The following is a 12,099-nucleotide window of genomic DNA, read 5'->3' as shown; positions in this document are numbered from 1 at the left end:
GGCAACCGTGAATGATGCCCCACTCCTGCCGGTTCCTGTGTCATACGCTGTGGCGGCGACCGGAAAGGGATAAAAAAAGAAAGTCGCCATGCTGGACCGGCATGGCGACTTTCCACCTGAGACGTGAAGCTCCCGAGAGAGCAGTCACTGATGATCTGAACTTAGTTCGGAATACCGAGCAGGTCTTCCTCTTCTTCCTGGATGATGATGCGTGGGGTGACCATCAGCATCAGGCTCGAGGTTTCCCGTCCAACGCCGGTGTTCTTGAAGAGACGGCTGATGTAGGGAATCTTGTTGAGGATCGGCACACCCGCCATGTTGCGTCCTTCGCGGAGGGTTTTCACACCGCCGAGGAGCACGGTTCCACCATCGGGCACGCTGACCACGGTATCGACAGTCACGATATCCTGCACCGGCTGCTGGACGGTCACGGTTCCGGCCGAGCCACCACCGTTCTGGCCCTGGGCTCCACCGCCGATGCCGCCGCTGCCACCAGTTCCGCCGGAGCCACCGCCGACACCACCACCGATGCCGCCGCCGCCTCCGCCGATGCCACCACCGATGCCACCACCGCCGCCGCCGCCACCAATCCCGCCGCCTCCACCGATTCCGCCGCCGCCGACTCCACCAGTGGTTCCCTGGAAGGAGAAGGTGAAGACGTCAGTAATGTTGGAGAAGAACGGCAGCACGCTGAGTCGGACGTATCGTCGGTCTGCGGAGACCACCGCCCGGACGGTCAAGGTTGTCCCGTCGAGGAAGGTCTGAATCTGTGGCTGGAAGCCGATGTTGAAGGCACTGGCCACGGGGGTCAGCGAGGTCACGAAGGGCCGCTGCAGTCCGCTGGTCACGGTTCCGGTCTGGCCGTTGAACAGTGTCAGCTTGGGAGCAAACATCACGTTTGACCGTTTGTCACCCTGTGCCGCCCGCACAAACATGAAGGCTTCGATGTCGCTGAGGATCGCCATCCCGAACTGAATCCCTGCGTTCGCATCGAATCCCCCGAAGGTCGGAGTCGCGATGTCGAACGATCCCTGTCGGAACGGAATGTCGAGGTCCGGGCTGAAGGTCTGGGTGTTGTTCACCAGTCCGACCACGGTGTTGGACGGCCAGCTGTCACGACCCTGGATATTCAATGGCGGGCCCGGGCTGAATGGTGCCAGTGCGGTCAATGCACCACCGCTGGTGCCGCTGGTTCCACTCGTGCCGCCGGTTCCTCCACCGGTCCCTGCGGTTCCACCGCCGGTGCCGCTGGTTCCACTTGAACCCCCTTGTCCTCCGCCCAGCTGTCCAAAGGTCGGGTCGACTGACCCGAACGGACGCATGGGGGAACCATCGCTTTCAATCTTCGGACCGCCGATGCTGTCGTTGACGTTGAAGTCGAAGTCGATCCCGATCTGTTCGAAGAACTGATCGCTGACGGTGATGAACCGGACTTCAATGGTGACCTGCAGGTCCTGCAGACGACGCAGCTGTTCGAGCAGGTCGGCGATTTCCTGATGCACCCGCTGGGTCTGACGAATCACCAGACTCAAGGTGCTTTCATGCTGGCTGATCGAACCGGTTCCCTGGGTTTCCAGCCAGCTTTCCGGGGAGACGGTGTTGGTGATCAGTTCCGTCAGGGCGGTGAACTGGAAGTTCGTCGCACCGTTGTTGAGCGGACCGCCGACAATCGGCATCCCGGGAGCGGTCGGATTCAGGCCTCCACCCGGATTCGCGGGCACCTGGGCGAAGCCGTTGCTGTTCGGCAGGCCATTATTGAAGGCTGCCGGGAAGCTCTGCATTCCACCACCCGGGCCGAAGCCGGAGCCGGGCAGGGCGTTGACGGCCGGAGCGCGAATGGCCACCGGCACCACCAGGTCGGCCACCGGGTAGACCTTGGGAATCGTTTCTCCCTGCTGGCGCAGCTTGCTGGTCACCTTCAGAACTTCGTTCTCAACGAGATAATCGAGTTCCATCGGGCTCAGGAGCAGCTTCAGGGCGTTCTTCATCTGAATGCCGTCGACACTGACGCTCACGGGGGAGCTGGCGGTGGCTCCGACTTCCATCAGACCCTGCTCATCCAGCACCACGTTGATCCCCTGCTGCGTGGCGATGAACTGCATCACCTGCGACAGCGGAGCATTGTCAAAGTGCAGCGAGACCGGGTTGGACAGGCTGCGGCGGACCCGCATTTCTTCCTGTGAGTGCTCGCCGGCATCGGCGGGCAAAGGCTGACGCATCTTCTTCAGCTGTTCCCAGTTCGAGGCATAGGCCATCGGGCGGCCGTCCGCGATCGGGTTCACCACAGATTCTTCCACATCCTGCAGCTGAGACCAGAAGCTGTCTTCCTTGTTGGCGATCAGCTTCTTGTTCCGCTCGTCCCGCATCGCAATCTTGGATTTGATTTCCATGGCGACGACAGCCGGAATCTCCGGGGCCAGGGCAGTCGCCTGCAGAGCCACAGCGTGAGCCTCCGCAAAGCGTTTCTGGTCCATCAGGTCATTGAACTTCTCAACGAGAACGGCCACTTCCTGCTCCACGCGGGAGCGGTTGATGATTTCGCGTTCAATCAGATCTTTGGTTTCGGCGTTCTGACGTTCCATCGCCAGGACCGGAGCCTGCTGCTTCATGTACGATTCGACAGAAGCACGAGCGCTCTTCACCGAGGCGGTGAGGGTCGAGGTCTGCTCGCTGCTGAGGTTGGACGCCTCGATTTTCACGAGCATGTCATTCAGCAGCTGCACAGCCTGTTCGGGCTGCTTGTCGCGAATCTTTTCAGCACGGAAGATCGTGTTGAGGCAGTCGGTCTTGAGTTTGTCGAACTTCAGGGCTTCGTCGCGGGCCACGGAGTTCAGCGGGCTGTTATCGAGCGCCGGAGCCTCACCGCTGGCCTGCTGAATCATCCCACGGCGACGTGGAGCCAGTTCACGCAGCTTGTTCTGCAGCTGAGCCTGGCGGGTCTCATCCAGCTTCTCGCCGGAATAGTGAGCCTGCAGGAACGCATCGTAAGCGGCACTGCGGTTTCCTTCGCTCAGCAGCTGCAATCCCTGATTGTACAGGTCCAGTGCGGAGCCGGTTCCGGAGGTCACGACCAGGCGGTCACGGCCAGCGGGTGCGGTCCGCGGTGCTTCTGCGGTCTGAGGCTCCTGAGTGGCGAATTCGTTGTTGCTGGCGAAGAGCGGACCGGTGGTCTCCGGCTGTTCAGCCGACATGTTGCGGCCGCGGCTGGAACGCTCGATCTCGGTCAGCAGACGCTCGGGGCTGTCTTCGAACAGGTCGTAGGTCACATCATAGGTGGCGGCGAGGTCTGCCTTGGAGCGAGCGGCATCCACGCGTCCCGCTTCCAGTTCCTGACGGGCAGCCTGCAGCAGCTGCAGGGCTTCCCGCTTCATGTCTTCGCGTGAGGTTGTCGGTGCAGCCGCAGCGACAGCGACGTTTCCGGCCGGTGCATTGCTCCGGGCGGCAACCAGACGGTTCAGATCTTCACGAGCCACTTCGGGAGTGTCGTCGAACAGGCTGTACGCGACATCGATCCCTTCCGCCTGCTGCAGGCGCTGTTCGGCGGCAGTCAGGTCACCCTGACGCATAGCCTGACGGGCATCACGCAGCAGGTCGAGAGCGATCCGCTTCTGTTCGATCTGATTGTTGTTGGCCGGACGGGCCGGGGTCGCAGCGATGTTGTTGGCCGATCCCTGCATGGCCCGCATTTCCTGCAGCACCAGTTCCGGGCGATCGTCCATCAGATCGTAGGTGACGTCCATCGACATGGCCTGAGCCACTTTTCCCTGGGCGGCTTCCATCTGACCGGCAGCCATCAGCGAACGGGCTTCCTTCACCAGAGCCAGAGCAGCAGCGCGGGCTTTAGCAGCGTCGTTGTTGCTGGCGACAGCGGGAGAGGTCTTGGGGGCACCGGCGAAAATCTGGGTCTTGGTCTGACGTTCGACTTCGGCGAGCAGGTGCTCGGGACGTTCTTCGAACAGGCCCCAGGCCACATCGACGCGCTGGGCTTCGAGTGCGAGCTGCTGGGCTTCGGTCACGTTCCCCGCGGCGAGTGCCTTGCGGGCGAGCGTCATGGTTTCGACAGCCTGAGCCTTCAGGTCTGCGGTTGAAGCGGCGGCTTTCGGAGCAGCGGCCGGTGCAGCCGGAGCCGGAGTGACTGACTTGGTTGCCATCGAGGCCAGCGCGTCGGAAGGTCCGTTCGGGTTGGCCGGCAGCTTGCGTGCCAGTTCGGCAGCAACGTCTTCCGGACGGAGTTCGAACAGATCGTAAGCCAGATCGGCTTTCTGTGCGGTTTCGATTTTCGAGCGGGCGCTGTCAAACTGCTGGGCAGCGATGTCCTGCTGGGCGGACTTCAGCAGGCTCTGCACAGCGGCTTTACGCTCGGCCATCGTTCCCCCTGCAGCCGGTGTGGCTGTCGGGAATGCTCCCGGAGCAGCGGCACCACTGGCGAGGGTGACGTTGGACGGCATGGGAGCCGCGGGCGTCGCCGGAGTACTGGGAGCGGGAGCCAGCCCACGAATCTCGGCGAGCATCCGCTGCGGTGAGAGTTCGGTGGCGGAGAAAGCGACATTGCTTTCCTGAGCCATCTGGGCTGCCCGCAGGGTCAGCCGTTCGGCTTCCGCCTTGTTGCCCGAGAGCAACTGCAGCTTGGCTTCACGCAGCTGGTCCTGCACGCGACGTCGGGCAACATCATTGCCTGCGGCAGTCGCCGGGGCCGCAGCCGGAGCGGCCGGCTGGCGGTATTTCTCAAAGGGATTTGCATCCGCAGATGCGGGGTCCTGTGCCTGGGTCTGCGTAACGAGCCAGACGCTCGTTGACAGCAGACCGCCACACACGAGCAGTCCGATGGTTCTGAACAACGTCGGTCCCTCCTTGAGGCCCTGAGCAGTGTCAATGTGTCTTTTTCTTTGTCGCGCCATGACTCTGTTGCCGCTAGAAATGTTTTAGGATGGGAAGGCGACCGGGAAGTCCGTCGGGGGGGACCGGCGGTTCGCGGACGATTCGGAAAGGTTTGAGACGTGATGTGGCCCGGAACCGGGCCGAAGGGGTGATCGCGAGGGTGAATAACGCAGCCCGTTTTCAAGGGTCAAGACGGGAAGCGGAAATTCAGTCGAAGTTTCTGTTTTCGGCGGGTTTGCTGGCTGGACATCGGCGAGTGTTGCCGATGCGACCGGCTAGCGGAGAGGAGTTTTCTGGGGTGGGGTGCCGGGAGTTTCGAAAAGAATTTCGATCTCCGCTTTGGCCATCAGCTCGTCAATGACCTCTTTGGCTTTGGCGACGCGTCGTTCCTGAATGATCTCCTGACGGATCTCTTCCTGAACGTCACCGAAAGGCTTGTAACCCGCTTCCTGACGGTCCAGGATCTTGACAATCTGCAGGGAGTTCGGCGAGGAAATCACGCCGCTGGTTTCACCGGCCCGCAATGTTTCCAGAGCCTTGCGCAGTTCCGGGTGGGCGATGCTTTCGGGCTGGGTCCAGTCCCATTCTCCCCCACCCTGTGCGAAGGGGCCTTCCGAACAGGTCTTGACCACTTCCGTGAAGCTGGCACCCGCTTTCAGACGGGCCTGGGCAGCGGCCATTTTCTCCTGGGCCGCTTCCTTGCTGCTGCCGGGGCCAACCATGATCTGCAGCTGTTGCCATTTCACCCGGGTCGGCTGTGCGTAGGCCTTCTGTTTCTTGCTTTCGTAGATCTCCAGCAGTTCCGCGCGGGTGACCGTCGAGTCTTCGCCGATTTTCGATTTGACGTACTGTTCCGCCAGCGTGCGGTTCCCGAACATCTGCCGCATCGATTCCAGGGTCATCCCCTGCTGTTGCAGCATGGCTTCGAGTTCTGCCGTGGAACCGACATTGACCTTCTTTTCCATCTCCTGCACGTGGAGATCGAAATATTTGTCAATCTGCTTCTCGATTGCCTCCAGCTGCTCTTTCTTCAGCTTGGATTTGACGGCATCGACCATCAGCGCCTGCTCGATATATTGCGGCAGCTCGCGCTGGATCAGGGTCTCCTGCACCTGACGGTATTCCGCCGGGGAAATCTTTTCACGAGCCCGCTGCAGCTGTGCATATTGCGGAGAGTGCTCGAGAACTTCGTTAAGAATCAATGGCTTGCCGTTGAGTCGCGCGACGACAGCGGTCCCTTCGAGAGGGACCTTTTCTTCGAAGCTGACGGTGGAAACGGTCTCTTCCTCGGGCGATTCGGACTGGCCGGCAGCGACATCTGCCAGCGCATAGCGTGGCGGAGCGGGACCGACAACCGGGTTGGCTACCTGATAGCTTTTTCCGGAGCAACCGAAACCCGCCAGAACCGCCAGCCATAACATGTTACGGGACATGGCATCGCATTCTGTTTTCGATGTGCGCGCAGGTTTGATAAGACGCCTCCCGGGGTGGGGGGAGACCGTCTGGTTCACGGGGCCGGAGGGAGAGAGGCGCGCCTTATAGTGCTGCCGGGCGTTTTAACGCAAGACGGACTTAATAAAGTCCACCAGCTCCGGGCCTTTCTTCACCTTGACCGGCAGAACCAGGTACGCGTTCCGCTTGTCGACGATCCGCAGGTCTTTGCCATAGCGACCCGCCAGATCGTGAATCTGCTGAACATCCTGATAGCTCAGCACCGCGAACCGGTCTTCCTCGAGCCGGATGTTGTCGATCCGCCAGCGGTAGGCCAGCAGCTCCAGCTCCTTGAGAGAGATGAACCGGACCGCCTCTTCCGGCAGCGGACCAAACCGGTCCCGGATTTCGTTCACCACTTCTTCCAGTTCCGAGAGCGTCGCCACCGCCGACAGCTTGCGGTAGACATCAATCTTCTGCCGCCCCGGTGGAATGTAACTGCCCGGCAAGTAAGCGGTCACGGGCAGGTCGATGTTGACGTGCGGATTTTCCTTCGCGGGCAGCGACTTCAGCTGGCGGACGGCGTTCTCCAGCAACTGACAGTAGAGTTCGTAACCGACGGTCGAAATGTGTCCACTCTGCTCGGTTCCCAGAATGTTCCCCGCGCCGCGGATTTCCAGATCGCGCATCGAGATCTTGAATCCCGCCCCCAGCTCGCTGAACTCTTCGATCGCCTTCAGTCGACGGGCGGCTGTCCCACTGAGTGATTTCCCTTCGCCGACCATCAGATAGCAATAGGCGCGATACTTGTCGCGACCCACCCGCCCGCGCAGCTGATGCAGATCGGCAAGACCGTAAATCTCCGCCTGATTGATGAACATCGTATTCGCGCTGGGAATGTCGAGACCACTTTCAATGATGGTGGTCGCGACCAGAATGTCCGCCTTGCCATTCACGAACTGGACCATTCCTTCTTCCAGCTCTTCGGGCGACATCTGTCCGTGGGCGATCACGATCCGCGCCTCCGGCACGATCTGTTGGAGACGGTCTGCCACCGACTGAATGTCATACACCCGATTGTGCACAAAGTAGACCTGTCCTCCCCGATTGAATTCCCGCATCACGGCGGAGCGAATGAGATCGGCATCCCAGCGGACGATGCGGGTTTCGATCGGCAGCCGGTCCATCGGCGGGGTCGTCAGGTTCGAGATATCCCGGATTCCCAGCAGCGACAGATGCAAGGTGCGGGGAATCGGTGTGGCACTGAGGGTCAGCACGTCGACATTCAGCCGCAGTTGTTTCAGCATCTCCTTGGCCTGCACGCCGAACCGCTGCTCTTCATCCACGATCAATAGGCCGAGATTGCGAAAACGGATATCGGCCGACACAAGTCGATGGGTTCCGATGACGATATCGATCCCCCCGGATTCGAGCTTCTCAATAATCTTGCGCTGTTCAGACTTGCTCTGAAAACGGGAAAGTGCGGCGATCTGTATCGGAAACTCGGCCATCCGCTGGGAGAACGACCGGAAATGCTGCGCTGCCAGCACAGTCGTCGGCACCAGCACCGCCACCTGTCGGGCGGCGTCGACCACCTTGAACGCAGCACGCATCGCCACTTCGGTTTTCCCGAACCCGACATCTCCGCAGATCAGTCGATCCATCGGGCGAGGCTGCATCAGATCGTGTCGGGAATCTTCAATGGCCCGAAGCTGATCTTCGGTTTCCACAAACGGGAACGAGCGGTCGAACTCCTGCTGCCATTTGCTGTCGGGGGGGCACGCCAGACCGACCTGCATCTCCCGTTTGGCCTGCAACCGCAACATGTCAGCCGCCATGTCCGAAACCGCTTCGGACACTTTCTTCTTGTTGCGAACCCAACTGGCGCTCCCCACTTTGGAAAGTCGCGGAGCGGTTTTCGAGGCCCCCACATATTTCTGAACCAGATGAATCAGCGTGACCGGAACATAGATGCGGACTCCATCCCGGAACTCCAGCACCAGATGCTCTTCCTGGTTCCCTTCCCGGTTGAACAGCTCCATCCCCAGATAGCGGCCGATCCCGTGCGTGAGATGCACGACCAGATCGCCTTCATTCAATTCGAGGAAGCTGTCGATCGCGCGACTGGTGGTCCGGCTTTTCTTCGGGCGGGCGAGCTGACGCACATTCGCCCGGTTGAAGAGTTCGTTGTCACTGAGCACGACCAGCTTTGAGAAGACGAGCCGATAGCCGTGAGTCACCGTCCCCAGGCAGAGTTGCACCCGTTCGGAGAGTTCCGGGCCAAACTCCTGCACCAGCTCGGCGAGTCGTTCCCGCTCCCCCTCGTTGTGGCAGGCGATGAGGACCCGTTCCTCCTTCAACAGGATTCCCGATAACTCGAGCAGCACTTCGCTTTTGGGGCCCGTGAACCGTTCAATCGATTCGACCTGCAGATGCGCGGTCGTCTCGAAGCTCGCTTCCGTCAGCGCGGCCACGCTGACTGTCGGCAGCGCGGTGCAGCGGGCCATCGTCGATTCGACGCTGTAGAGCCCGCGCGGATTCTCCAGCCGCTGCAGGAACTTCTTACCTTCATCGATCACTTCTGAAAGTTCGGAGAGAATGACCCACGTCTGCTCCGGCAGGGAATCGAAGAAGCTTGCGTTGTCGGGGGACTTCTTCTCCGGGGTCGGGCCGGGGGAGACGGCCACAATCCGGACTTCGGTCCTGTCTTCGACCTTTCGCTGCGTTTCGACATCGAACAGCCGCAGCGAGTCGATCTCGTCGCCGAATAGTTCCATGCGGACCGGATCGATCGCGGCCGGCGGAAAGATGTCGATGATCCCACCGTGGACGGCAAACTCACCCGGTCGCTCGATCGCGGGAACCCGTTCAAAGCCCCGTTCGACCAGCCAGCCGAGCAGCTCTTCGGAATCGAGGGTTTCTCCGACTTTCAGTCGACGGGTGCCGGTAGAGCGGTCCGCTTGCGACGGGACCGGCTGCATCAGCGCGGGAAAGGGGGCAATCACCACTTTGGGGGGATGCGAAGATTCCAGCGCCTGCAGAACACGCAATCTCGCTCCGAAGACAGCATCGGCCACGGACCGTTCTTTGGGAAGAGTCTCCCAGGCGGGGAAGACGAGCGGAGATTGCGGCAGCAGCGACGCCAGATCGGCTGCAAAGTCATCCAGCTCCTGAATTCGCGGCACAATGATGAGGACGGTGGAAGGGGCTTCACTGGCGACAGCCGCCGCCGCAAGCGCGCACGAAGAGCCCCACGCGCCGTCAATGGTCCCGCTCTGGCCGCGTCGTAAAGCGGTCAGTACGGTCTGAAACGAATCGACGCCACGGATGATGCCGATCAGGTCCGGGAGTGACCGGACTGAAGCAGGCGATTCCAGCATGGAACCGCGACTGTATCAGCGGAAATCGCGATGGTCCAGAATTGGCCGGAGGATTCTGGGCATGCCGATTGCCCGGCGAACCGCTATTCGAAGAGGTGGGGATTGTCGGCGGCGAAGGGGTGCAGGGCGCTGATCCCTTTTTCCTGCGGCAGAACTCCCAGCAGCGCCTCGGCAATGCGGAAATCTTCGCGCGTGGTGATTTTGAGATTGAGTGCGGAACCATCGACCACGGAGACGGAGTGCCCGATCCGTTCCACCAGTTGGGCTTCATCGGTGGCGGGGAAATCGCCCCGTTTGGCGTATGCCTCCAGCAGCAGCTGGCGGTCGAAGACTTGCGGAGTCTGCGCCCCCCAGAGCTGCTCGCGAGGGACTGTCTCCAGGATGGTCCCATTGGCAACACGCTTGATTGTGTTGGCAATCGGCACGGCAGGGATGGCTGCTCCCGATTGGACGGCAGCAGTGAAGATCTCTTCGACCCATTTGCGTGTCAGCAGCGGACGGGCGGCATCGTGGACCGCCACGTAGTCGATGTCGGCGCGGACATGTGCGAGTGCGTTCTGAACGGAATCACTCCGTTCACGACCCCCTGTCACGACATCGACGTTCAGGAAGGCGAGATTCGGGCGGAACTTCTCCCGGAACCAGTCTTCATCCTCCTGAGCGACAATCACAATCGACTGGACAACTTGTTCCAGTGCCTGAAACGGCTCCAGGGCACGAACCCAGACCGGCCGGCCTTTCAGATCCAGGAACGGCTTCTTGCGCTGGCTCTCTCCAAAGCGGGTACTCTTTCCCGCGGCAGCCAGAATCACGGCAAATTTCGGCTTTGTTGTCACGTCTTCGCTTCCGGAGGCCCCGAGAGTTGTGGTGGAACGTGCGGAGGGTGGGATCGTTCGTCGTTGCCGTCCGGGAATTCAAGAGTCTTCTGGCGAGGTGACGGGGACGGCTCAACAGGGTTGCCCCGCCGAGCGGATTAACCCGCCTTAATGCGGTCCTGCAGTGTCTCCAGAATATCCTTGAGCCGCCAGGATTCGGAAGCGACAGTAACCATCGTCTCTGATCCGAGCTGCCCGGTGATCTTTCTTTCCGCCGACATCACGGTGCTGTGATTGCGGCCGCCGAAGTATTCGCCAATTTCGCTGTACGCGGTCTGCGTCAGTCGACGCGAGAGATACATCGCCACCATCCGGGGATGCGACACCGATTGCTTCCGCGAGTTGGACCGGAGCGCTTCGGCCTGGACCCCAAAGAATTCACAGACAGCCTGTTCGACATCGGCGAGTCGAACAATCCGCACGCAATCCCGTTCGAGACGGCCCAGCAGCTTGCGGGCGATTCCGACGGTGACCTTCTGCTTCGACATCTGTCCCCAGGTGGCGAGCAGGTTGATCGCACCTTCGAGCTCGCGCACATTGCTGGTGAACCGGGCTGCCACATGATCGAGAGAGTCTTCCGAGAACTTGGCACGCTGCCGTGTGGCATGACGACGAACGATCTCGCCCCGCATCATTTCATCGGGAGCTTCGAGTCGGCAGACAACCCCCGACAGAAAACGTGTGACCAGTTCTTCCGATGTTTTGGCGAGCAGTCGGGGATGGCGGCTCGACGTGACGACCAGCTGGCGTCCTCCCCCTTCGAACTGTTTGACTGTATGCAGGAACTCTTCCTGAAAGCCCCGCTTGCCATCGAAGAAGTCAATGTCATCGATGAGCAGCACATCAACGTTACGAAACTTGGCGCGAAAGCTGGGGAGCGAACGGGCGTCCAGCGCTTGCGAGAAGTAATTGCCGAACTGTTCGGCGGTCAGCAGCAGCACCTGCAGCTGAGGATGCTCTTTGCGGAGCCGGGACCGGATCGCTTCCAGCAGATGGGTCTTGCCGTTACCGACCGTGCCGTGCAGATAAAGAGGGGTTACGCAGCCCGGTTCGGCGGTCACCCGCTGAGCGGCAGCAACCGCCAGCGCGTTGGCTTCGCCCATCACGAAGTCGTGTAAGGAATAGGTCCGTTTGCCGCGGGTGTGAGGCGTGCGGCCGCGCGGAGTCTCGGTTGTGCGGCGCACGACGCTCGGTTGCGGGGCGACATCGTCGGCCACCGTTGTCGGAACAGGTGTCAGCAGAACTTCGCCACCGATTTCGTAGCGAATGCCCGCATCAGGACCGATGAAACGTGCCGCGATCTGTGACAGTTCCGTCTGGAACTGCCGCTGAATCCATTTGTGGAGGTAAGGACTGGCGACATGCACCACGAGTTCCGCCCCCACCTGTTCCAGGCGGGTCGATGTGCCGAACCAGTGCAGATACCGCCGTGAGCCCAGTTTCGCTTGGAGCGCATTCCGAATCTCATCCAGGACGCCCGGGGGGGCGAAAGATGATTTTGCGGGTAGCATCTTGCAACCCTTCTGGCAGACCAA

5 protein-coding genes are annotated in these 12,099 nt (G+C 60.9%); all 5 read right to left on the bottom strand.

Annotation, left to right across the window (positions count from 1 at the left end):
- Window positions 1–161: 161 nt before the first annotated feature.
- Entirely contained in the window at window positions 162–4,838 is a 4,677-nt protein-coding gene (locus tag SH664x_RS00025) for a type II secretion system protein GspD (protein ID WP_437203925.1), read from the bottom strand.
- A 315-nt stretch (window positions 4,839–5,153) separates the two neighbouring features.
- Window positions 5,154–6,311: a peptidylprolyl isomerase gene (locus SH664x_RS00020; RefSeq protein ID WP_437203922.1), complete on the bottom strand. Its 1,158-nt coding sequence runs from the start codon at window positions 6,309–6,311 to the stop codon at window positions 5,154–5,156.
- A 123-nt stretch (window positions 6,312–6,434) separates the two neighbouring features.
- Window positions 6,435–9,689, bottom strand: a complete 3,255-nt coding sequence (gene mfd, locus SH664x_RS00015) for a transcription-repair coupling factor (RefSeq protein WP_437203921.1) — start codon at window positions 9,687–9,689, stop codon at window positions 6,435–6,437.
- A gap of 83 nt (window positions 9,690–9,772) precedes the next feature.
- Window positions 9,773–10,525 carry a 2-C-methyl-D-erythritol 4-phosphate cytidylyltransferase gene (gene ispD / locus SH664x_RS00010; RefSeq protein ID WP_437203920.1) on the bottom strand — a complete coding sequence of 251 codons (753 nt, stop codon included), beginning with the start codon at window positions 10,523–10,525 and terminating at the stop codon, window positions 9,773–9,775.
- Window positions 10,526–10,662: 137 nt separating this feature from the next.
- Window positions 10,663–12,075, bottom strand: a complete 1,413-nt coding sequence (gene dnaA, locus SH664x_RS00005) for a chromosomal replication initiator protein DnaA (RefSeq protein WP_437203919.1) — start codon at window positions 12,073–12,075, stop codon at window positions 10,663–10,665.
- Window positions 12,076–12,099: the final 24 nt, after the last annotated feature.

The sequence above is a fragment of the Planctomicrobium aquicomposti genome, assembly GCF_051466325.1.
Lineage (GTDB): Bacteria > Planctomycetota > Planctomycetia > Planctomycetales > Planctomycetaceae > Planctomicrobium.
This window is presented reverse-complemented; position numbering and strand designations above follow the sequence as displayed.

Excerpts from the sequence above, each read along its gene's own strand:
- SH664x_RS00020 (WP_437203922.1), bottom strand. The coding sequence starts at position 6,311 with ATGTCCCGTAACATGTTATGGCTGGCGGTTCTGGCGGGTTTCGGTTGC.
- mfd (WP_437203921.1), bottom strand. The coding sequence starts at position 9,689 with ATGCTGGAATCGCCTGCTTCAGTCCGGTCACTCCCGGACCTGATCGGC.
- dnaA (WP_437203919.1), bottom strand. The coding sequence starts at position 12,075 with ATGCTACCCGCAAAATCATCTTTCGCCCCCCCGGGCGTCCTGGATGAG.